The sequence below is a fragment of the Carboxylicivirga fragile genome, assembly GCF_050589805.1.
Lineage (GTDB): Bacteria > Bacteroidota > Bacteroidia > Bacteroidales > Marinilabiliaceae > Carboxylicivirga > Carboxylicivirga fragile.
In genome coordinates, this window is record NZ_JBNGOY010000008.1 from 1 (window position 1) to 24587 (window position 24587).

General features: G+C 38.5%; 19 protein-coding genes. 7 read left to right on the plus strand and 12 right to left on the minus strand.

Annotated elements, in window-relative coordinates; all coding sequences use genetic code 11:
- Window positions 1–80: 80 nt before the first annotated feature.
- Window positions 81–254, minus strand: a complete 174-nt coding sequence (locus ACRD7B_RS04615; protein ID WP_430823303.1) for a hypothetical protein — start codon at window positions 252–254, stop codon at window positions 81–83.
- Between the two features lie 283 nt (window positions 255–537).
- On the opposite strand from ACRD7B_RS04615, the gene ACRD7B_RS04620 reads away from it, so the two are divergent.
- On the plus strand, window positions 538–1527 hold the full coding sequence (locus ACRD7B_RS04620) for a helix-turn-helix domain-containing protein (RefSeq protein ID WP_430823304.1): 990 nt from the start codon (window positions 538–540) through the stop codon (window positions 1525–1527).
- A gap of 120 nt (window positions 1528–1647) precedes the next feature.
- Here the strand turns inward: ACRD7B_RS04620 and ACRD7B_RS04625 are convergent, their stop codons facing one another.
- Window positions 1648–3333: a sulfatase-like hydrolase/transferase gene (locus ACRD7B_RS04625; RefSeq protein WP_430823305.1), complete on the minus strand. Its 1686-nt coding sequence runs from the start codon at window positions 3331–3333 to the stop codon at window positions 1648–1650.
- A gap of 232 nt (window positions 3334–3565) precedes the next feature.
- On the opposite strand from ACRD7B_RS04625, the gene ACRD7B_RS04630 reads away from it, so the two are divergent.
- Together ACRD7B_RS04630 and ACRD7B_RS04635 are read left to right on the plus strand one after the other, a co-directional pair.
- Window positions 3566–6790, plus strand: a complete 3225-nt coding sequence (locus tag ACRD7B_RS04630; RefSeq protein ID WP_430823306.1) for a VPS10 domain-containing protein — start codon at window positions 3566–3568, stop codon at window positions 6788–6790.
- A 252-nt stretch (window positions 6791–7042) separates the two neighbouring features.
- Window positions 7043–7582, plus strand: a complete 540-nt coding sequence (locus ACRD7B_RS04635) for a GNAT family N-acetyltransferase (protein WP_430823307.1) — start codon at window positions 7043–7045, stop codon at window positions 7580–7582.
- 3 nt (window positions 7583–7585) lie between these two features.
- On the opposite strand, the gene ACRD7B_RS04640 is transcribed toward ACRD7B_RS04635, so the two are convergent.
- The 9 genes from ACRD7B_RS04640 to ACRD7B_RS04680 all read right to left on the minus strand — a co-directional run bounded on the left by ACRD7B_RS04640 (window position 7586) and on the right by ACRD7B_RS04680 (window position 17059).
- Window positions 7586–9067: a DUF3300 domain-containing protein gene (locus ACRD7B_RS04640; RefSeq protein WP_430823308.1), complete on the minus strand. Its 1482-nt coding sequence runs from the start codon at window positions 9065–9067 to the stop codon at window positions 7586–7588.
- Between the two features lie 154 nt (window positions 9068–9221).
- Window positions 9222–9773, minus strand: a complete 552-nt coding sequence (locus ACRD7B_RS04645) for a 2-oxoacid:ferredoxin oxidoreductase subunit gamma family protein (protein ID WP_430823309.1) — start codon at window positions 9771–9773, stop codon at window positions 9222–9224.
- A 28-nt stretch (window positions 9774–9801) separates the two neighbouring features.
- Window positions 9802–10569 (minus strand): thiamine pyrophosphate-dependent enzyme, encoded by a 768-nt coding sequence (locus tag ACRD7B_RS04650; RefSeq protein WP_430823310.1) that lies wholly within the window; start codon window positions 10567–10569, stop codon window positions 9802–9804.
- Entirely contained in the window at window positions 10569–11657 is a 1089-nt protein-coding gene (locus ACRD7B_RS04655) for a 3-methyl-2-oxobutanoate dehydrogenase subunit VorB (protein WP_430823311.1), read from the minus strand. Before ACRD7B_RS04655 ends, ACRD7B_RS04650 begins: the two co-directional genes overlap by 1 nt.
- Window positions 11658–11688: 31 nt before the next feature.
- The gene (locus ACRD7B_RS04660; protein ID WP_430823312.1) at window positions 11689–11925 is read right to left on the minus strand and encodes a 4Fe-4S dicluster domain-containing protein; all 237 of its coding nucleotides are present in this window, start codon (window positions 11923–11925) and stop codon (window positions 11689–11691) included.
- Between the two features lie 126 nt (window positions 11926–12051).
- A complete protein-coding gene (locus ACRD7B_RS04665; RefSeq protein ID WP_430823313.1) occupies window positions 12052–13371 on the minus strand; it encodes an aminotransferase class I/II-fold pyridoxal phosphate-dependent enzyme in 1320 nt (439 codons plus the stop codon).
- 104 nt (window positions 13372–13475) lie between these two features.
- Window positions 13476–14000, minus strand: coding sequence for a flavodoxin (locus ACRD7B_RS04670; RefSeq protein WP_430823314.1), 525 nt, complete (start codon window positions 13998–14000; stop codon window positions 13476–13478).
- 71 nt (window positions 14001–14071) lie between these two features.
- Window positions 14072–14776 carry a hypothetical protein gene (locus tag ACRD7B_RS04675; RefSeq protein WP_430823315.1) on the minus strand — a complete coding sequence of 235 codons (705 nt, stop codon included), beginning with the start codon at window positions 14774–14776 and terminating at the stop codon, window positions 14072–14074.
- Window positions 14777–14998: 222 nt separating this feature from the next.
- Window positions 14999–17059: an acetate--CoA ligase family protein gene (locus ACRD7B_RS04680; protein WP_430823316.1), complete on the minus strand. Its 2061-nt coding sequence runs from the start codon at window positions 17057–17059 to the stop codon at window positions 14999–15001.
- A gap of 245 nt (window positions 17060–17304) precedes the next feature.
- Here ACRD7B_RS04680 and hydE point away from each other — a divergent pair, with 245 nt between their 5' ends.
- The 4 genes from hydE to ACRD7B_RS04700 all read left to right on the plus strand — a co-directional run bounded on the left by hydE (window position 17305) and on the right by ACRD7B_RS04700 (window position 22042).
- A complete protein-coding gene (gene hydE / locus ACRD7B_RS04685) occupies window positions 17305–18399 on the plus strand; it encodes a [FeFe] hydrogenase H-cluster radical SAM maturase HydE (protein WP_430823317.1) in 1095 nt (364 codons plus the stop codon).
- A 37-nt stretch (window positions 18400–18436) separates the two neighbouring features.
- Window positions 18437–19966, plus strand: coding sequence for a glucose-6-phosphate dehydrogenase (zwf, locus tag ACRD7B_RS04690; RefSeq protein WP_430823318.1), 1530 nt, complete (start codon window positions 18437–18439; stop codon window positions 19964–19966).
- An 80-nt stretch (window positions 19967–20046) separates the two neighbouring features.
- Window positions 20047–20733 carry a DUF3575 domain-containing protein gene (locus tag ACRD7B_RS04695; protein WP_430823319.1) on the plus strand — a complete coding sequence of 229 codons (687 nt, stop codon included), beginning with the start codon at window positions 20047–20049 and terminating at the stop codon, window positions 20731–20733.
- 124 nt (window positions 20734–20857) lie between these two features.
- On the plus strand, window positions 20858–22042 hold the full coding sequence (locus ACRD7B_RS04700) for an aldo/keto reductase (protein WP_430823320.1): 1185 nt from the start codon (window positions 20858–20860) through the stop codon (window positions 22040–22042).
- A 22-nt stretch (window positions 22043–22064) separates the two neighbouring features.
- Here the strand turns inward: ACRD7B_RS04700 and ACRD7B_RS04705 are convergent, their stop codons facing one another.
- Entirely contained in the window at window positions 22065–24491 is a 2427-nt protein-coding gene (locus ACRD7B_RS04705) for a PAS domain S-box protein (RefSeq protein WP_430823321.1), read from the minus strand.
- Between the last annotated feature and the right edge of the window lie 96 nt (window positions 24492–24587).

Genomic DNA, 24587 nt, shown 5'->3' on the forward strand with positions numbered 1-24587 from the left:
ATTGTTTTTGTTGATACAAAGATTGCTCGTTTCAATCTCTGCTTTTATTCCAATCCGACTTTGTAATAACCCTTAAAGACTTATGATGGAGAAACAACTGGTGGCTGACCCACTGGGTTTTCAGGTCCCGGAGCTACTGGCACTTCAGGTTGTTCGGGGTTAACCGGTGTATAATTATCATCGCTACTACAAGATGTGAGTCCAATTCCCATTAAAAATAAACCTACTGCTAATACTGTTTTTAACTTTTTCATGACTTTTGTTTTTTACTGTTTGACTTTTGTTTTGGAACGGTTCTCTATAACCATTATGCAAGAAAGAATCGTTCCTTATTTTATTAGTTGATCTTTATTGTTTTTGTTGATACAAATATCACTGATTCAAATGCTTCAACTTATTCCAAGAAGACACAACAATGCTCCATAAAGACCAAAACACCCCTTTTTCAATAAAAAAGTGTCAGATAATAAATAAGAAGTTTTATGAGAATGGATCTATTTAGTAAATTGCAAGTGCATCATATCCAATAAACCGATCATGAACACATCACAAGAGAAGATACACATCGTTATACCTGAAGGAGTTGCAAAAAACTACATTAAAGGCATTAAAGATGTTCTGGGAGGTACAGAAAAAGAAAATAGCCTGGAAGTTACAAGTGGACCTGTAAAATTATCACTTCGTTATTACTCCATTGAAGGCGTTGAATTTACCTATGTTGAGTTCAACTCAAAAAAACCAATGATTATTACACGTACACCTGATAATGATCCGGAATTCATCCACCTAAATATTATGAAAGAAGGCTCATTTACTCACACTTATAAAGAGTCAGATACTAAAATGGGTGATGAAGCGGGTGGTAATATCTTCTTGTACAATGGCCTGTTTCCAGTAGAAGGAGAATTTGAGGCAAATACCAATGTAAAATGGATAGGCTTTAAGTTTGATCGCAAAAAGATGGGACCAATATACGATGGGCTCGACAGGGTACATTCCGAACTTTTTGATTCGGATGGAGGCATTGCCTATCGTATGGATCTTTCTCCAGAGAACGATAAATTAATTTCCGACATTTTTGCCTTTGACAAACTACCTTACGCTAAGGTACCACTTATATCGGCGCGTGCACTTGAGATATTTACCAATGTGGCACTTCATTTTAAGAAAGAGGTTGATGAAGATGAATTATCGGGTTTGCACATTGATGACTATAAGCTAATTCATACCATTCGCTTAAAAATTCTTAATAACCTTGAAACCGCTTTTACCATAGAAGAGTTGTCAAGTGAATTTGGCGTGAGTCCAACAAAGCTTAAAAAAGATTTCAAACATCTTATTGGTTCCTCAATCTACCAATTTTACACGCAAGAACGTATGGAAGAGGCCTATCGACGACTTAAAACAGGCGACTACTCAGTATCGGAAGTGGGTTATGATTTGGGTTACTCCAGCTTATCGAAATTCAGTAGCATGTTTAAAAAGGTGAAAGGCATACTACCAACCGAAGTTACCAGAGCCAAATAACAAATACGACTAAAGGAGCTGCTCTTTCTAGGAAATTTCACTAGAAAGAGCAGCTCCTTTAGTTATTCAAAAAAAAGGCTGCCTCCGAAGAAGCAGCCTTGATGCTATTATTAGTTCCGATCATTCGTCTACAAAAGGTAACTCATGATCCATCACCTCTTTTAAATCGAATGGTAAATCATCCATATTAAATGGTGCATGATACAGTTTTTCTGTTTCTGGTCGAACATTTTCGATACCTTGCAAAGGAATACCTGGCGTTGCATCCGGACGATTAGGGTATTTTTCAATCCACAATAAGTGACGCTCTTTCTGACGCTTGAACATACTCTTGGTATGAAATTGCTGAATCATCTCTGGATTATCTTCGCGAGGATCGGTATACAGATCATAAAATTCAGCACCTGATAAACCTGGCTCAGCATTTTTCCAATCTCTCTTAAAACGCCCTTTAATACCTGCAGATAAATTATCACCTTGATAAACCATTACATAATCTCTTCTGCTATAACCATCTCCATTGATTAATAAAGAAGTTTGGTCTACTCCATCAACAATTCTATCTCTTGGAATATAATCCGTTGCTCCAGCTAAGCGTGCAAAAGTGGTATACAAATCCGTTATGTGAATGATATCGCCAACAATCTGTCCTTCTTCAATGGTACCTGGCCATGTTGCAATACATGGTACTCTTATTCCACCCTCAGTAAAGTCACCTTTTCCACCGGTATACAATGTTTCAACCATTCCACGAGGTCCATGGTGAGTAAAAGGACCATTATCAGCCATTACAATTACCAATGTGTTTTCTGAGATTCCTAACTCTTCCAGTTCCTCAAGCAATTCACCCACAAAAGCATCAACTTTAACCAAACCTTCTTGCAAAACATTTTTATTTGCAGTAATCTTCTCCGAACTTCTAGCATCTGGCACAAAAGAAGTTACAGTAGGCCAATAGGCAGCATAAAATGGCTTATTTGCTTTAGCATTTCTTCTCACAAATTCCATTGTACGCTTTTCACACTCCTTATCAATATCCCAGAAGTTAGGCACGGCAGGAGGAGCTCCCCATTCATAAGTTTTACCACCTTTGGTTCCTTCCAGAGTCCAAACATAACCAATTGGTTTCCATGATTGATCGATATCATAAATATCTTCTCCGTATAATTCAGGATATAAACCTGTTACAACATTATTGGCTTCAGCTTCACGAACCCACATACTTGGCACCTGGTTGTAAGGCGTAAAAAAAGCTTCATCAAAACCTTGATTGTGTGCGTAACTTGACTCAGTATCACCTAAGTGCCATTTACCGTAAAAAGCAGTTGAATACCCGGCTTCTGACAATACCTCGGCTATGGTTACTTCTTCAGCATCCATTCCTGAATTCTCTATTGGAAAGCTTACTGTGTGCATCCCTGTTCTTACGGCATATCTGCCAGTCATGGCATCAGCCCTTGTTGGTGTACAACTTGGCTCGGTATACATTCTCATCATGTTCATACCATCTTCGGCCATTTGATTCATATTTGGTGTTTCAAATCCACGTAATTTCTGAATCTCAGGTATACCTACTTCACCAACACCTGTGTCATCCCACATTATATGTATAATGTTTGGTTTGGTTCCATGCTTTTTCTCAAGTTTTTTGAGCTTAGCATCAATATCTTCATCTTCTGTTGCCCAATTATCTCCATGTTGCTTTTTTAACACATAATGTTCAGCATCGTGAATAATGTCCTGAGCGAATAAGCTTGTTGAAAATAAACAAGCAATAACGACTAATACTACATTTAACTTTTTCATGACTTTTTATTTTTGTTTTGTTTGTTAATTATTACACTACAAAGATGTAGTATATCGAAGCCCCCTTTTATTCCAAAAAGACTTAGCATTAGCCCAAAAAGAAAAATCCTATTTCCCATATAAAATCAATATTTATTTACGTATATTGTATTTCTCAGTTACTGAATATCAGGAAGTATTAACCTTTATCACCACACAAACGATGAAACATCAACTTAAAAGATGCGCCCTAATGATCATCATCATTATAGGCGTTCATTCTGTGCACGCGCAACATTCACTGTTAAACGACACCACATTTTCGGGTTTAAAACTACGTAATATTGGCCCGGCGTTTATGTCAGGTAGAATTGCAGATATTGCCATTCATCCCTTACATGAAAACACTTGGTACGTAGCCGTTGGATCAGGAGGAGTCTGGAAAACCAATAATGCAGGTACCACCTGGAAACCTATCTTCGATAAGCAAAAGGTATACTCCATTGGCTGTATCACCATCGACCCTAATAATCCACATACCATTTGGGTGGGATCAGGTGAGAATGTTGGCGGCCGACATGTTAGTTATGGCGACGGTATTTACCGTAGTAACGATGATGGACAAACATGGGAAAATATGGGATTAAAAGAATCTCAGCATATTTCTAAAATCATTGTAAATCCCGAAAACTCAGATATTATTTGGGCAGCTGTTCAAGGCCCACTCTGGAACAAGGGCGGTGAGCGCGGTTTGTACAAATCAAGCAATGGCGGACAAACATGGTATAAAACCCTGGGAGACGATGAATGGATTGGTGTCACTGATCTGCTAATAGATCCGCGAAATCCTAAACAACTGTATGCAGCCACCTGGCAACGGCATCGAAATGTAGCAGCTTACATGGGTGGTGGTTCGGGTACGGCCATATATAGCTCCAAGGATGGAGGTGAAAGCTGGCAAAAGCTTAAAAAAGGTTTACCAAATAGTAACATGGGTAAAATCGGTTTAGCTATCTCCCCACAAAATCCGGATGTAATTTATGCCGCCATTGAACTCGATCGCCGACAGGGAGGTGTGTATCGCTCAACTAACAAAGGTCAATCGTGGAGCAAGATGTCCAATGCAGTATCAGGAGCAACTGGCCCTCACTATTATCAAGAGTTATACGCGAGCCCACATCAATTTGATAAACTATATTTAATGGATGTGCGCATTCAGGAATCAAATGATGGCGGCCGTACGTTTTCACGGATGAAGGAGCAATACAAGCATTCTGACAACCATGCCATAGCTTTTAAAAAGGATGATCCCAATTACTTGCTCATAGGAACCGATGGAGGTTTATACGAGACCTTTGATGGAACAAAAAATTGGCGCTTTATTTCTAACTTGCCAGTAACACAATTCTACAAATTGGCTGTTGACGATGCTGAACCCTTCTACAATATTTATGGAGGTACGCAAGATAATAATACGCAAGGCGGCCCGAGTAGAACCGACAATGCTAATGGCATCGCCAATCGCGATTGGTACGTTACTTTATTTGCCGATGGTCATCAGCCGGCTACTGAGCCAGGCAACCCAAATATATTATACAGCGAATGGCAAGAAGGTAATCTGGTACGCATTGATAAAACAACTGGTGAAATAGTACACATTCAACCGCAACCGGGTAAAGGTGAGCCGAACGAACGCTACAACTGGGATGCACCAATTCTAGTTAGCCCTCATGAACCAACACGGCTTTATTTTGCTTCTCAACGTGTTTGGCGTTCCGATAACCGTGGTGATAGCTGGACACCAATCTCAGAGGATTTAACCTTGAACCAAGATCGAATCACCTTACCAATTATGGGTGAAACGCAGAGTTGGGATAATGGATGGGATTTTTATGCCATGTCGAATTATAACACCATCACATCATTGGCTGAATCACCTATTCAGGAAGGATTAATTTATGCAGGAACCGATGATGGTCGGATACAAGTAACATCAAATGGAGGCGAATCATGGATTGAAACCGAACTTAGCTCAATCTCAGGTATTCCAGCCACAGCTTTCGTTAACGATATAAAAGCAGATTTATTCGAGCCAAATACTGTTTATGCTGTATTGGATAATCATAAGTATGGCGATTTAAATCCCTACCTCATCAAAAGTACGGATAAAGGAAAATCGTGGAAATCAATCAAAGGAAATCTTCCTGAAAACACATTGGTGTGGAGACTCGTTCAAGATCATGAAAAACAAGACTTATTATTTGCAGGAACAGAATTTGGTATTTACTTCACAGTTGATGGAGGTGAGAAGTGGATTAAACTGATGGGCAATGTTCCAACTATCTCTTTCCGCGATTTGGCCATCCAGCGTCGAGAAAATGATTTAGTTGGTGCGTCATTTGGCCGTAGCTTTTTTGTGTTCGACGATTACTCCGTACTTCGACATGTTAGTGAAGAACAACTAAATAAAGAGGCAAGTTTGTTTCCAACGCGTAAGGCTTTGCGTTACATTCCACGTCCAGGCGTTTCAATGGGCGGACGAGGTTCACAAGGTGCTGAATACTACCTTGCTCCTAACCCCGAATTTGGAGCCATATTCACTTATTACCTTAAAGAAGGTTATTTGAGTATAAAAGGCCAACGACAAAAGGTGGAGCGAGAACTGAAAAAAGACCTGAAACCAATATCTTTTCCGGGCTGGGAAAGTATTGAAAAAGAATTAAATCAAGACTCCATTCGTGTTTGGCTGACAGTTAAAGATTCTAATGGTGATATTATACGTAAAATTAAAGGTTCGACTAAAAAGGGCTTTCATCGAGTGGCATGGGATTTAAGGTATCCAGAAAAAAATGCAGTGAAATTGAATTCAAAATCCAGTGGAAGATCAGGTGCACTTGCCCCTCCTGGAGTATATACCGCTAGTTTATCCAAAGAAGAAGATGGTAATATCGTAAGTTTAAGTGAGGCAATTAACTTTGAAGTCGTTAACATGAAAGATGGCTATTTACCAGCACAGGATGACCAAACCATCGCCAACTTTAACAAACACTTTGGTGAACTTCAAAATAAGCTAAGTGCCGTTAATTTATCTCTTAACAAAAGTTTGTCGCAATTATCGGCAATGCATAAGTCATTAGCTCAGTCTTCTTTAGAAGCCGGACAAGCCGAAGGTGAAATACAAGAATTAAGAGAAAAACTATATGTACTTAAGGCAAAAATTGAAGGCGATAAGGCTAAAAATGAGGTTGGTGAAAAGTCAATGCCATCGATTAATCAGAGATATGGTAATGCCTCAATGGCACTTAGGAATACTTATGGCCCAACAGCCACTCAATTACAAAGCCTGGAAATTGCGACGGAAGAATTGGAAAAGGTAAAGTCTACATTACTCGAATTACAAAAAAATCAAATGTCTGAGCTTTATAAACTGTTAGTTGATAGTGGAGCTCCTTTGATAGAAGGCATGCAACTTCCATAAAAAAAAGAAAGAAAGTAACTTTCAAAATGAGGCTGTCCAAAAACTAAGCTCGCTCATCGAGATGCCCCTTGAGCATGTCGAAAGGAAGTCGAGATGAAATTTGATTAGTACTGATTATCAACTAATAATTACTTCGACATACTTCGGCAAGCTCAGCAAGCACTCAGTGAACATATGCTTTCACAGTTTTTGGACACCCTCATTTTTTTTGTATTTTTCCGAAAACAGACTAGACACTTAACCCAAATCAAAATGGACTATCCCATTATTAAAACAGAGCGTTTAACTTTACGCCAGATAACATTCGATGATTCAGCTGCTGTTTTCGCTTATCGCTCAGATACAGTCAGTAATCGATACCAAGGATGGATTCCTAAAACCAAGGACGATACCGAGGACTGGATTGACAAAATAGCTTCAAGCTTTAATCAGGCAGATTCGTGGGCACAATTCGCCATTATCCTAAATTCATCCGGAGAACTTATAGGTGACATTGGACTCCACTTTTTGGATGAACATCAAGTAGAATTAGGCTGTACATTGGCTAAAACAAATCAAGGCCAAGGTTATGCTACCGAGGCCTTGTCTTCTTGTATAAAATATCTTTTTAAAAGCTTATATAAACATCGTATAATTACTTCCATTGATCCTCGAAACACGGCATCAATAAACTTAGTTAAGCGTCTTGGCTTTCGACAGGAAGCGCACTTCAAGCAAAGCATATTACAAAATGACCAATGGTTGGATGATCTTGTGTTTGCCTTGCTTAAAAGCGAATACAATAGTTATTAAGAACTAACGCCTTCTTCCGCCACCTCCTCCACTTGGACGAGTAGCTGGGCGACTTGTAGGTCGTGGCGCACTCATATTTTGCTTAAAACTTTCGTTTGAGCGATAGTTATTATAATTAACCGGTCGCTGACTAGGTTGCTGCGTCGGCCTTGTACTAGGTTGCGTACTTGGACGAGTTGACGGTTTCTGTGTTGGTTTCTGAGCTGGCCTTGTTGTAGGCTTTTGTGTTGGTCTCTTCGCAGGTTTAGTGCTTGGCCTTGTAGTTGGTTTACTTGCCGGTCTGGTTGAGGGCTTATTCGCCGCACCACCAGACGGTCTTGTACTTGGTTTTAAAATATTTTGTTTATTCCGGTCTATCTTATTTAAGTTATCCCGATTGACATTCACATTATTATTAATATTCACATTTACATTTCGGTTAAAATTGTACCGAGAACGTGGGTGACGATGGGCATGTCGACAATAATGATACGACAAGTGATGGTAGCGATTTGGGTAACGACGATGATGCCAGCCTACATAATAATAAGAAGGCATACCTATGAAAATCATTCCCCCACTAGGTCCATAATAAAAACCAGTATGAAAGTACCATGGATAAGGTCTCCAGTATGGTGAAGCATACCAATAGGGATATCCATACCAGTAAGAATAATGATGCACATGAACCATCTGTACATCTTGTTCTTTAGCTTCAGTAATATCCTCACCACTTGTATCCGCAGAGTATTGCTTGGCTGCAGCAACCATTTCTTCCATGGCTTCTGGATCTTCCTCAAGTTGCTTCTGGTAATCAGCTAGCTCCGCCTTTTTTTGTTCACTAATTTTATCATGACGAACTTTGAGTTTAGCGACCAACTCGTCTGGGTACTCGCGATAAACTTCTCCAAGTATTCGAACAAAATCCATATTCTCATCCATCGCTGAGATAATTTCAGGATAATCCATCAACCGCTTAACACTGGATTGCACTTCCTCATTATAAGAAGAAATAACTTGCTGGAATTCACCAATATTTTTTTCATTTAAAATATTAATGGATGTCAAAGCATCGAACTGCTTATTCCCATATTTTTTACCTGATTCATGTATATCTTCAGGATAAGCCATCAGTATTTGCTCAATCTCCTTCTTGGATTTCTTGCCATTAATGGTTAAAGTTTTAATCAGGTCGGGATAACGACTTAACTCATACAAACCAAACTGCGTATCTTGATCGTATGGATCAATAATATTTTGAAAAGCTTTATGCGATCCATCCCGGATTTCAGCCAATTTTATTAATATTTCAGGATGCAAGGATAAATTTAAAATATCCATTCGCAGGGTTAAATCATACCCAGCTAAAGCATCAACCAAAGTACTATCCTCTTCAATCTGCTGCTTATATTTCTTTAAATCATCTTGTGCATAACTACTTGTAGTAGTACTAACGACTATAAACAAAGTAATTAGCAAAAAACGAAAACGTAATAAAAAATCCATAAGGTTATGTTTTAAGTTACAATGGTGCTAAACTATAAAATATGTTCATAACATAAGGCATGTAATAGCACATTTAATATCTAAGCAAATATGAAGCCAAAAAAAGCGCAACTTGCTGAGGGTTGCGCTTAGGATTTTCATAAAAGATGGATTGCTATGCTTCTGAAACTTGATTAATACATTCAGTTCCACGTGTGATTGCCTTCTCATTCATCGGGATAAGATGATGGTGGCGTTCAGGTAAGGACTTCTTCAATCCAGCAATAACATTTTCCATTTTCACAATAGGCTTCACCTTAAGGTATCCACCTAGTACAATCATATTAAACGTTTTTACAGCATGCATGCGTGCAGCTTCAGCTGTTGCATCAATGCGATAAATATTTATATCGGTACGTTCCGGGTGACGTGTAATACCATTTCCATCATAGATAAGCGTACCACCTGGTTTAATATCAGATTCGAACTTATCCATCGACTGCTGATTAAGAATAATCGCAGTATCGTATTCGTGAAGAATTGGAGAACTGATACGGTCATCACTCAAGATAACTGTTACGTTGGCAGTACCACCACGCATTTCAGGACCATAAGCTGGCATCCACGACACTTCCATATCTTGCATAACGCCAGAGTAAGCAAGGATCTTACCCATCGAAAGTACTCCTTGTCCACCAAATCCGGCTATTATTATTTCTTCTTTCATTTCTTAAATTTTAAAAGATTAAACCGAACTACTCTTCGTTCTTAATATCACCAAGAGGGTAATAAGGGAACATATTCTCCTCCATCCACTCATTGGATTTGATTGGTGTCATTTTCCAACCTGAGTTACAGTTTGAAACCACCTCAACCAATGATGTACCTTTATTTGCCGCTTGATTCTCAAATGCCTTACGTAAAGCTTTCTTTGTTTTGCGAACATTACCAGCCGTATGAACCGACTGACGTGTCACATAGCAAGTACCCGGTAGCTGAGCCAAAATTTCAGAAATCTTAATAGGCTCACCATCGTGGCTTACATCACGTCCGTGCGGACAAGTTGAAGCTGCCATACCTGGTAAGGTTGTTGGTGCCATCTGTCCACCTGTCATTCCGTAGATACCGTTATTGATGAAGATCATCACAATGTTTTCACCACGGTTACAGGCATGAATAGTTTCAGCAGTACCAATTGCCGCTAAATCACCATCACCCTGGTATGAGAATACATTTTTCTCTGGCATCAAACGTTTAACAGCTGTTGCCAATGCTGGCGCACGACCGTGAGCTGCTTGCTGCCAATCAATTTCTAAATAGTTATACGCTAATACCGAACAACCAACAGGTGCAATACCAATGGTGGTATCCTGAATACCCATTTCTTCGATCACCTCAGCAATTAGCTTATGAACTGTTCCATGACCACAGCCAGGACAGTAACTTAAATCATTATCCGAAAGAACATCAGTTCTTTTGTAGACAATATTTTCAGGCTTAATAATTGTATTTATATCTGACATTACTTATCCCCTCCAATTAATTTTTGTTCAAGCGCTTCAACCACTTCTCCCGGCGAATGTACGGATCCACCAAAACGACCAAAGTGTTCAACAGGTATAGAGCATTCAACAGCTAACTTAACATCTTCAACCATTTGTCCGGCACTCATTTCAACAGATAACATTCCTTTAACCTGCTTAGCGCGTTTCATTAATTGTTCTGTTGGAAATGGATATAAAGTGATAGGACGAAACATTCCTACTTTAATACCTTTTTCGCGTGCAATTTCAATTGATTTTTGACAGATACGTGCACTTGAACCGTAGGCTACGATAATATAATCTGCATCATCGCACATCACTTCTTCGTAACGAACTTCATTCTCTTCAACCGAACGATACTTCGCTTGTAATTTATGGTTGAATGCCTCTTGAACTGAAGCTTCTAACTGAACCGAAGTGATAATATTTTTCTCTCTATTGGCCTTTTTACCAGTTGTTGCCCAAGTATGATTTTCTTCGATATACTCAGCTGTCCAGCGTGGCTTTTGTTCCGACAACTCAACTTTTTCCATCATCTGACCAATAACGCCATCAGATAAAATCATTACCGGGTTACGGTATTTAAAGGCTAAGTCAAAAGATAATTCAACAAAATCAGCCATTTCTTGAACGGATGCAGGAGCTAAAGTTATTAACTTATAATCTCCATGTCCACCACCTTTTACTGTTTGGAAATAATCTGACTGAGCAGGTTGAATGGTTCCTAAACCAGGACCTCCTCGTACAACATTAACAACAACACAAGGTAATTCAGCTCCCGCAAGATAAGTTAAACCCTCTTGCATCAAACTTACTCCAGGACTTGATGATGATGTCATAACGCGCTTACCACAACCTGCGCCGCCGTAAACCATATTAATAGATGCAGTTTCACTCTCCGCTTGTAGTACAACCATCCCGGTTGAATCCCAAGGTCTGAGGGCCATAAGGGTCTCCATTACTTCCGACTGAGGAGTAATAGGGTAGCCAAAGTAACCATCCACACCAGCGCGAATTGCTGCTTCAGCAATTGCCTCATTGCCTTTCATTAATTTTAATTCTCTCATGTGCGACTAAAATTTCTTTATGAGTTTTAAATTAAGCAGTAGCACCTGCTTTAGCGCGATAAACAGTAATACATGTGTCAGGACAAATGATCCCGCAATTAGAACATCCGATACAAGCATCCGGGTTCGCCATATACGCATAGTGATACCCTTTGCCATTTACTTCGGTAGCTAATTCAATTACTTTTGTGGGACACACGGTTGTACAAACACCGCAGCCTTTGCACTTAACTGTATCTACCACAATTGCACCTTTTGCTTTTGCCATTTTATTGAGTCTTATTGTTCGTTACAAATTTACACAACTTTCTTGAAAAAGGACATGATGGAAGTCAATATTTCTCTGTCGCATAATATATTACAAAGCTTACAATTAGTAAGCAACAATCCATTTTTAACTATAATTCTTATCAAAAGCACTCAATCGCTCTTTCAATTCTACAAAGCGCTCTTGCCCCGTTTGTGAAACACAGGCACGAAGCCCCTCTTGCTTGCTTCCGGTTTTACCTAAAGTAATGGCACTCACACCGTAATACAGCATCTCCTTCAGCAACTCACCTCCACTCATATTGCCATAAGCAACCGTAAAGTAAAAGCCATCTGCCAAAGGCTCATCCATATCTTTGTCGTAAATTATATTGAAGCCATTACCAGTAAATAATTCTTTCATCAATCTTCCTCGCTCGCCATATTCGCGGATCTCATCTAAGAATTTAAACTCACCATCGTTAGCAGCTTTTAACATTGCCGACAATGCATACTGTGCAGAATGACACGTTCCGGAAGATAAACTATATAATACACGCGCTACCAATACCTGACCATACTGTTCCAAGCCAAAGCGCTTCTCAAGATTTTCATACCTACGTTTATACAGGCTATCAGAAATACACATCATACCCGTACGTTGTCCTGCATAACTAAATGCTTTTGAACTAGAAATGAGCAAGACATAATTATCAGTAAAATGCCCAACACTACTTTGGTAAGGTGCCTCGAATGGTTTTGATAAATCCTGACGGAAGTCCATGGCGAAATAAGCCAAATCCTCAATTACTACCACATCATATTTGGTAGCTAATTCGCCAATTATTTTTAATTCCGTTTCGGTAAAGCAAACCCAAGTTGGGTTATTTGGATTGGAATAGATAACCGATGCTATCTTACCAGTAGAGAAATATGATTCTAACTTTTCTCTTAAAGCTTCACCTCTATAATTGTATACATCAAACGATTCGTAATTATAACCCAATACATCAAGTTGCTGTTTCTGAACTGGAAAACCCGGATCGATAAACAATATTGTGTCTTTCTCTTCGAATAATTTACCCGTAACTAAGAAGTTTGCATACGACCCCTGCATAGAACCAACTGTAGGCACACAACCTTCAGGTGAAACCTCCAAGTTCATGAATGCTTTGACAAAACGACTTGCTTCGTGCTTTAAGGATTTGATCCCTTCTAACATAGGATACTTCGAAGCCATACCATTCTTTAAGGCTTCAATCTCAGCATTGGTACCAACCTCAGATGGCATTAATCCGGGAACACCCATTTCCATACGAATGAACTTCTCCCCGCTCTCTTCCTCTATATCGTTAACGATAGAAACAATTTCACGAATTGTAGCTTCGTTTAAATCCTCAATTTGATATTTAGCCAATACCTTGTCAACTATGTTAGCAGGTATTGGTGTGTTTTTATGTTGATGCATGCTATTAATTTAACTTGAGTTCGATTTGACCAATTGAACTAATTTCATTTGGCCCATTCGAAACAAAAAAGGTGGTATACACAATACCACCTAATTAATAATTCTTAAAACCCAAACTCGTTAATGAGTCGGTTAATCCAATTCTGTACGCGTAGATCCGTTTTTTCTGGCTCACTGTCTTCATCAACAGGTAAACCTAAAAACTGTCCGTCCTTTACTCCTTCTGATTCAACATATTCATATTCATCAGTAGAACAAAAACCTACAACTTCGACCTCTAATTTCTCTAATCGCTCGTAAATCCATCCAATAGCATCTACGAAGTGTTCAGGATACTGAACATGGTCACCTAAGCCAAAAATAGCAACCTTCTTTCCATTCCAGTTAGCATCTTTTAACTTAGTCGCAAACACATCCCAATCCGAATCTTTGTAATCCGAGTTCCAATTTGTCATACCAATTGTAGAAGCACCAAAAATCATTTTATCAAAACGATCTAAAGCGGCTGCATCACAATTTTTAACAGGAATTAATTCAACTCGATCATTGCCGATCTTATCAGCAATTAAGCGCGCTACCTTCTCAACACTGCCCATTTCTGGACCATAGAAAATACCAATTTGAGACATAGTTTGTTTATTTAGTTTTCTTGGTTTGTAATACTTCAAATATGCTTTAATTATACGAGATTTGCAACCTTTCAACCCTTAGTTTTAGGCTTAGGACTAGCTATTGCCAGCAGCACTCCTAACACTATACCAAGCAGGGCAGCGAACAATACCTGATACTCGGCCGCCATCAAAAAGGTAATAGTATGCGCTGGAATCCAGAAAAATGGTATGGTCTTTTTAAACACAAAATTCCATTGCATTCCCCAATCCATTTCCTTTAGAATTTTTCCAAAATTGATTCGTTTAACTAAACACGACACCTGACCACCATGAAACAATATATGAGTGTCAGTTATTCGATGTAGCGTCATCATTACAGGAGCATAAACCAGATTCATAGCTGCACTAATTGAGAAAGCTGCCAACAATTTCGTTGTACTAAAATCCCCTTTCATTGAAGCTACTATACCTTCAACACCCATTTTTTCTAGAAAAATAGGCACTCCACTCGCAAAAACAACGAATGCAGCCTTTATGGTAATTCCCAAAAAACCCCATACTATCGCGCGAGACATTAAGCCAAAGCCTTTTTCCCAATAAATACTTTTTCGAATTCGTAAACCAATTACCTCGCCTAAAGTTGCTAATACCGCAAACTTCAGAAAACTCATAATAAGTGGGTGATCTATATTAAATTGGCTATAGGCAACAAATACCTCCTCTATTAAAAAAAACGGTAGAAAGAAGATAACGACACCTAAAACGAATATTATATCTTTAAAATATCTGTTCATACATTCCATTTATTAACGCTTACAAATTGATTGAAGAATTTTTTCTCTATTTACTTGTTTCAATCTGTAAGACTTCACAAAAATACAAGTATTTGTTAAAATCATACACTCCTAATAGATGATTTAAATCAAGTTTACAGACTTATTTCTCTATTAGTAATTTATAAACAAAAAAAGCTGACTCACAAAGCCAGCTTTAATTCTTATTATTAGTTACTTATACTATTTTTCAATTCTAATTCGAGCATCAACAGCAACAACCTTTTCACCTTCACCTAGTAAAGGATTAATGTCCATTTCTTTAATTTCAGGCGCATGTTGCAACATTGTCGACAAACGAACTATCACCTCAGCATATTTCTGTTCATCAACACCTTGCTGACCTCTAACTCCTTTTATAATCTCGTACCCTTTCAGATTTCTAATCATCTGCAAAGCCTCGTCCTGAGACAAAGGTGCCAAGCCTGAACTAACATCCTTTAATACTTCCACAAAGATACCTCCTAGTCCACATAAAACCATGTGTCCAAATCCAGGCTCAAATGTTGCTCCAATAAAAAGTTCCTTACCGCTCAACATTGGCTGAACCATAACTCCTGTAGCATCTTTTATTTTCATCATACGATCAAACTCACTTGCCAACTGCTCATCTGAATCCACGTTTAAAACAACACCACCGACGTCTGACTTATGAACCGGCCCAACTACTTTCATCACCACAGGATAGCCTGTTTCAGAAATAGCATTTTGCAAATCTTTTAGTTGATCACTAACAAATTCTTTTACACGCGGAACTCCGGCAGCATCCAATAAGTCCTGAACAACTTCAGGTGAAACATATCCATCTTCCTGAGCTTCGATAATTCGACGCACCTCAGTTACATTAACTTCTTTAGGCGCTTCGCTTTTTTCTGCGGGCTCGTTATTATTAAACACCTTCGTAAGAGCCTGCCCTAATTGCACCTCATCCGGAAAGTTAATATTACCTTTAGCTAAAAAGTTCTCTATGTCAGTTTTAGCATTAACAACCGAAGGTAGTACCGGATAAATTGGCTTATTACAGCTTCGCATTTTCTCATGCAGCACATCGTAAACCTCTCCAATAGGGAATAAACCAGGACTACCAAAGATGACGGCCATGGCATCGATATTATCAAAATCCTTATCGCAAGCTTCAATAATATCACCCAACTGCTCTGCCGTTCCCGTAGCTAAGAAATCAATTGGATTAGCCACACTAGAACCAGGATATAGCTTTTCCAATAATGCATCAGCCTTAGCTCCTTCAATGTGCGGAATTTCTAGGCCACCATTGGACATGGCGTCCGTTAACATTACTGCAGGCCCACCCGCATGAGTTATTATTGCTATATTTTTCCCTTGCAGCTCTTTTGCCATAAACACGGCAGCTACATTAGCTAAATCTTCACGTCCATAACAACGAACAATACCCGCTTTTTTAAACAAAGCGTCAACAGCTAAATCACTACTTGCCAAAGCACCAGTATGACTTGATGCAGCTCTACTACCCGCTTCTGAATTACCAGCTTTAATGGCAGCTATTTTACATCCCTTCTTTATTAAAGAAGAGGCATGCTTCAATAATTTCTGTGGATTATTTACACTTTCGAGATACAATAATTTAATGCGCGAACTTTTCTCAGCATCAAAGGTGTTATCCAAATACTCTAATACTTCCTCAACTCCTGTCTGTGCACTATTACCAACCGAATAAACACTATTAAACTTCAATCCTTTTGAAGTACCAGCTTCAATAATAAATACCGCTGTTGCACCAGAACCAGAAATAAAATCAGCACCTTGACTTTCTAGTGCAGGAATAGGCGTAGTAAAAACACTGTTGTGATGAGTAGTTAATACACCTACACAGTTAGGGCCGATTAAACAACCGCCAACTTCGTTTACCGTGTCAACAACTTGCTGTTCTAATTTGGCTCCTTCTTCATTCTCCTCGCTAAAGCCAGCGGAAATAATAATAAAAGCCTTAGTACCTTTTTGCTTAGCCAAAACCTCAACAGTTTGTGGGCAAAACTTTGCTGCAATAGCCAAAACAGCCAAGTCAACTGTTTCAGGTAAATCAGCGACATCCTTGTGACAAGTTATTCCTTGAACAGTTTCACTTTTAGGATTAGTAACATATAAATCTCCTTTATAGTTACCATCTATTATATTCTTAACAATTTTACCTCCGGGCTTCTGAATATTATCAGACCCACCTACTACCACAATACTCTTTGGATTAAGAAGTTGTTCGTTTATCATCTCTTTATATTTTGTCAGGTTATATTTTGCTAATCAGGAACTAACAGTCCCAAATGTCATTTTTACTTACAATTCATTAATCAATCTTATCCACTGTATTCCTAATACTTACAAGCTTCGACCAGAATTTTTATTAAATTCTAATAACAATTTATCACGCGGCAAAAATAAACGAATGATTGAACTTTCAACCTGATTGATATTGTTTTTTTCTTATTTTTACGCTTTCTAAAAAAGGATTAGCCGTGAGCAACTCAATATCAGAGATCATTAAGAAAGAAAAACTTAACAAAGCAGATTTAAGCTATTTGTTAAGCCTGGAGGGGAAAGAAAGAGATGACTTTCTGAAACAGACAGGCAATCATTATATCAATTCACTAGGCAAGAAAGTATATTTTCGAGGCTTAGTTGAATTTTCAAATTACTGCACTAAAGACTGCTATTATTGTGGCATTCGCAAAGGCAATTCATCATCGGAGCGTTATGACATTGATGATGAAGCAATAATTGATGCTGCAAAATTTGCTCACGAAAATCGCTATGGATCACTTGTACTACAGGCAGGTGAACGGAGCGACAAAATTTTCACCGATAGAGTAACTGCTCTACTTAAGGAAATAAAAAAAGCGACTAATGGAGAACTAGGTATAACCATTTCGCTTGGAGAACAAACAGAAGAAGTATATCAGGAATGGTTTAATGCGGGGGCTCATCGTTACCTCTTACGAATTGAAACATCAAACAAGGAACTATACTATAAAATTCATCCCAAAGATGAGCAACACAACTTTGAGAAACGTATAGAGTGCTTAAGGACATTACAAAAGGTAGGCTTTCAAACCGGAACCGGTGTAATGATTGGTTTACCATTTCAAACCTACGACCAACTGGCCGATGATCTTTTATTCTTTAAAGCTATGAATGTGGACATGGTAGGTATGGGGCCATTTATTGAACACACCGAAACGCCACTTTATAAATACAAAGATGATTTGTGGCCTTTGCAACGTAGGTTTGAAGTGGCACTAAACATGATTGCCTCTCTTCGCCTATTAATGCCAGATATTAATATAGCTGCTGCAACCGCCTTACAAGCCATTGATCCAATGGGACGAGAAAAAGCTCTGCGTTACGGTGCCAATGTGATTATGCCAAACATCACACCAACTACGCATCGAAAAGATTATACGCTCTATGAAAATAAACCTTGCACGGATGAAGGCGCCGAGGATTGCTCAAACTGCCTAAGTATCAGAGTTGAGATGGCAGGTAGAGAAATTGGCTATAACCAATGGGGTGACTCAAAACACTTTTTTAATCGACAAATCGACAAACAATAGTGCCACTTTCTTAGTTATCTATTGAAACTATACCATCGTGAATAAACCAGAAAACCACATACTAGTAATATTTGGTGCTTCAGGCGATTTAACCTATCGCAAATTGGTACCTGCAGTGTTTGATTTATTTGATCAGGATTTATTACCAAAGCAATTTGCCATACTTGGTTTAGGACGAACCGATTTAAGTGATCAGGAATTCCGCACTAAGATGAAGGAAGGAATTATCCTGTTTGCATTAAACAAACCTGAGAGCGAACAAAAATTAGATGAGTACCTTGAGAAATTGCACTATTTCTCATTCGACACCAAAGATCCGGATGAATATTGTTTGCTGAAAGGTAAACTGCGCGAGTTGGATGAACAATACAAAACAGGGAACAACTTTATCTACTACTTGGCTACGCCGCCAAGTATGTACAGCATTATACCTGAGCAACTTGCAAAACAAAATTTAAATAGCGAAGAGGATGGATTCAAACGCCTTATCGTTGAAAAACCATTTGGCTATGATTTAAAAACAGCTCAAACACTAAATACAAAATTATTACAAGACTTTAAAGAAGAGCAGATATACCGAATAGACCACTATCTTGGCAAGGAGACTGTACAGAATCTTCTGGTGACACGATTTTCAAATGGCATATTTGAACCGCTTTGGAATCGCAACTACATTCATCATGTGGAGATTACTGGTGCCGAAAACATCGGTGTTGGGAATCGTGGCGGCTATTACGAAGGATCGGGTGCCATGCGCGACATGGTTCAGAATCACCTATTACTTTTAGCAGGGCTGGTAGCCATGGAACCACCTGCCTTGATAGATTCTACTAATATTCGAAACGAAATTGCAAAGGTTTTTCACTCACTCCGCCCCATCAAAGAAGAAGAAGTTTCGAAATATGCTATTCGTGGACAATATACAGCATCAAAAATAAAGGGAGAGCAAGTAAAAGGCTATCGCGAAGAACAAGGGGTTGATCCGGACTCTCGCACTGAGACTTTTGTTGCCATGAAACTATTTATCGACAACTGGCGCTGGGCTGGTGTACCGTTTTATATCAGAAGCGGAAAAATGCTACCAACACGTGTCACCGAAATAGTGATCCACTTCAAAGCAACACCTCATCATTTGTTTGCTGATAACGAAAGCATATGCAAAAACTACAATCAGTTAGTCATTCGCATTCAACCAGATGAAGGTGTACTGATGAAGTTTGGCATGAAAGTACCGGGAGCTGGTTTTAATGTTCAGAATGTGAATATGGATTTTCACTACAGCGATTTATCTGACACATATTTACCAAGTGCTTACGAACGATTACTACTGGACTGCATGTTGGGTGACGGAACATTGTACCACAGAGGCGATGCAGTTGAAGCTGCATGGAAATTTGTGGACCCAATATTAAAAGCATGGCAAGAAGACGATAGCATACCTGTGCACGGTTATCCAGCAGGCACTTGGGGCCCCGATGTTTCTGATGATCTTATTGAAGAAAATGATATCACATGGCGCTATCCGTGTAAAAACCTATCGAACGATGGAAACTACTGTGAGCTATAGACATAAATAACTAACATTTATTGAGAGTGCGTGCATACTATTAATTAGTTGTCATAGTGAATGAAGAAATCTAATTCCCTATGAACCGACTTATATTAGCATTGATATTGTTGCCCAGCACTTTCTTAATTGCGGCTCAAGAAGAAACCATTGAACACGATTACAAAGGAAACATCATTTTTAGTTGGGCACCTTTGTCTGCAATGGACACCTATTCGCGAATACGACTAGGTGTCGAAATTGGTCTTTCGCAAAGAGTGAGCTTAAGCACTGACATTGGCTTTAATCAGAGTAAATACCAACGAGGATCATACTATCAAAATGATCGCTCGTATCAAGTATTTGAAGTACGTCCCGAATTAAAGTTTTACTTAAACGATAAATACCGGGCGCGTTGGTATAATTCCGTTGAGCTTTTTTACATTGATGTTAAAGAAAATCTGAAAGACGACTATTACTACCAGGATAGAGGTGAAATAAAGGTAAGCTACGATGCCGCTACATACACTCGATTAAAATTTGGCGCGCATTATAAATTTGGCATTAGTTTAAGAATGGGATCCAGAATGGTATTTGATCCGTTTGTGGGTATAGGCATCCGGTTTGTTGAACGTGAATACATTGATGTTGAAGGTGCCATTTCTGATCCGGAGGGAGGCGACATTTGGGACGATTGGCTGTGGAGCGAGGCTCGCAGATATGAAGGCAACTATTGGGGCATCAATATTAGCGCTGGATTTCGTCTAGGTATTTATTTATCGAAATAGATAAACGCTGCTTCCATTGGCATTACAATTCACTTAAATTTAATGAACCTTAAATATGCTCCATTGTTGAACTTTGGATTACTTTTGCAGCCACAACAAACTCAATAGGATTCAATCACAAGCAATGGAGTACAGACGTTTCGGGAAAACCAATAAACATATTAGCACAATCACACTAGGTGGAATGCGTTTCAAACAGGTATGGGAAGAGCCTCGTCACGAAATTCCACGTGCCACACAAGATCACTGCAATCAAATTGTTGACCTGGCAATTAAAAATGGCATTAACCATTTTGAGACAGCTTATGGTTACATGAAAAGCGAAACTGTTTTTGGCAGAACCCTTAATGATGAATTAAATATTGATCGCTCATCGTATTACCTAATGAGCAAGGGCAACTCAGCCACTGCCAATGAAATGCGAAAATTAGTTGATACACAATTAAAAACACTTAAAACCGACTACCTCGATTTTTATGGATGGCATGGAATCAATACAGATGAAATTATAAGCTCTGCTTGTAAGACAGGTGGCCCTGTTGAAGCCTTACTGAAAATGAAAGAGGAAGGCATCATTAAACACGTTGGTTTCAGCACCCATGCTCCACTAGAGGTGATTGAAAAAGCCATATCAACTGATTTATTTGAGTTTGTTAATTTACACTACTATTATTTCTATCAGAGAAATGAGGCGGCAGTAGCATTGGCAAAAGAGAAAGACATGGGTGTTTTCATTATCTCTCCTAACGACAAAGGTGGACAATTATACAAAGCTCCGGAAAAAATACGCGAAACCATTCCTCACTCAACTCCCATCCAATGGAATGCTCGATTTTGCTTGAGTAATCCTGCTGTTCATACCTTATCATTTGGGATGACAGATATTGAACACTTCACCGAAATGAAAGGGATATTTCCAAGTCATACACCACTTAACAAACCAGATAAGGAATCAAAAATAAAATTGGATGAAATGGTTAATGATGATCCATATGCTTTTTACGATGGCTACGATTCGGATCCCAGCATTACAGAAATGAATATTCCGTTGTTATTGCATTGGCGAAAACTATGGAAGTGCTATAACCTTCTTGATTTTGCCCGTTACAGGTACAAGGAACTAAAAACTCCTAACCATTGGGTTCCTGGCGTTTTTGCAACACCCGAAGCAATTAATAAAATGAATTTTTCATCCATACCCAAGAACATTCCGTTAAAAGATATGCTTACAGAATTGCATGAAGCATTCTATCAAGCTCCTGTGGACATTAATAAAATTGATCCAACAAAAATTACCTTGCGCAAATAGAAATTGTATTATTCGAATATTATCAAGATATATATTCCAACACTTTCTGTTTCAGCAAATCCTTACTAATTGGCTTGGTTAAATAATCATCAAACACGCCTTTGTATTTAGCAAGTTCATTTTCTAACACATATGCCGATTGACCAAGAATCGGAATCTTAGGATGCGACTGTTTTATAAGTTTAGCTGCCTCATAACCATCCATAACAGGCATTTTAATATCCATTAAAACAAGGTCTATATTCGGATTAGAGTTACAAGCAACTATCGCATCCTTGCCATTCTTTACATGAATTACAACGAAAGACATACCCGTTAAAATAGCATCTAAGTATAAAAAATTATTCTTAACATCTTCGGCCACCAACACTGTTCTTACTTGCTCACTCTGTTTGACAACGGCACCTTCTTCATCGACTTTAATAATCGGCTCATACGGAATAGTAAAATATATGGTGGTTCCCTTTTCGATCTCCGATTCTAACCAAATCTTTCCTCCTAACAGTTCAACAAAGGCTTTTGATATTGACAAGCCTAAACCAGTCCCTCCAAATTCCCTGCTAATTAATACATCAGCCTGACGAAAACGCTCAAAGATTTTCTCATGAAATTCAGGCTTAACTCCTATACCGGTATCTTTAACGTAAAATTCCAAATCGTTCTTTACCAAGCTACATCCAATTTCTACCGATCCTCTATAGGTAAACTTCAAAGCATTAGCTATCAAATTACTTAACACCTGTGTCAACTTTGTTCCATCAGTATAGATTTCAGCCTCATGATCTTTTAATGACATATTAGAAACCAATTCTACATTCTTATCCGAAGCCTGCTGCTGAAATATCGTTAATAAATCAGCTACAATGAGGTTGACAGAAGCCTCCCCCACATTTTTCTGCTCTTGATTGGTTTCAATCGCTGAAATAGTTAGCACATCAGTTACAATCGATACCAACTGATTACTACTATTTTGTATGATAGAAACGTAGCCCTCTCGCTTCTCTTTAGATAAATCTGGTTCATTTAATAAACCTGAAAACCCGGAAATAGCATTAAGTGGCGTTCTAATTTCATGCGACATATTTTGCAGAAAGGATGTTTTCAAATGATCACTTTCCTCAGCATGCTCTTTAGCTCTTATCAATTCAATTTCAGATAATTTACGCGCAGTAATATCACTTCCAAAACATGACCCACCAATCACCTTCGAATCTTTGATGATGGGATTAAATGAAATTTGAATATAGATATTTCCATTCACCCCTTCTACTATATCCTCAACCGTATATGACTCCCCTGCAAGAACCCTGTCGTATCGAGGTTTCCAGAAACCACGTATAGCTTTTGGCAAGGCATCGATCAAATTAGAGCCAGGAAGTAATAACACTCCAAAAGCTTTATTAAAATCTCGTTGAAAAACTTTATTAATGTAAATAATGTCATACTTGACATCAAATGCCCAAATACTATCCTCTGTTCCTTCGATAATAGCAGTAACATTTGCATTGTTAGCCTCAGCAATTTCCTTAGCTTGCAACAACTCTTCTTCTACTTCTTTACGCGCACTTATATCCCGAAAACTACCAACCAAACATTTCTTACCCTTATATTTCACTTCAAATGGTAATACCTCAACCGGCACTGTTGTACCATCCTTCCGAACTATCAGATTTTCGACCCTATTGGTATGAACTAATTCCTGAGCGTCCTTGGCGTGTTGCTTAAAGGTTTTTTTGGTATAATCCTCTTTTTCGGGAGGATGCAGTCTAGATTGATGTAAACCAACTAATTCACCTCGCGTCATTTGCATCAATTTCTCAGCTGCTCTATTGGCATCCAGAATAAGACTTGTTTCGGGGTCTGCAATAAAAATAGCATCTGCTGCATTTTGGTATAAACTTTTAAACTGCTGCTCACTTTCTTCAGCTTTTACTTTGGCAACAATTAAATCATTCAAAAACTGCTTCTTCTCGGTAATATCGGCAGCAAAAGTAATTACCACATCCTTGCCAAAATAACTTCCTTTTACGGTCCAAACATCTTTAGGAAAAATAGTACCATCTTTTTTTAAACCCCAAAACTCAAAAAATTGTGGCTCGCCATTAAAAGCACGCTCAATCAACTTAGCTACTTTATTCAAATCATTCTTTCCAGGCGCAGAAAGAAACTCCGGTGTTTTTCCAATAAAATACTCACGTTCGTAACCATACAGATCAATGGCACCTTGATTTACATTCACAAAGGTTAAATCCGGATTTTGTATATATATTGCTTGCTTTACAGTATTAAATAAACCGAAGTAATTTATCTCTCTTTCTTTTAAATCCAGTTCTGTTTGCTTCTGATCAGCGATTACTCTATCATAGGTGTTTTGCAAGGAATTATACTTCCGCTGCAAGTCATCAAGTTTTTTCAACAGTTCCTTTTGACTTTTATTTTGATTGTCCATAAGCAGTAATTTGTGGTATTTTGCTATGACTAAAGCTCTCTACCATAAATTTAACTTAAATCAATTAAAAATCAAATACATATAAACCTTTTTAAC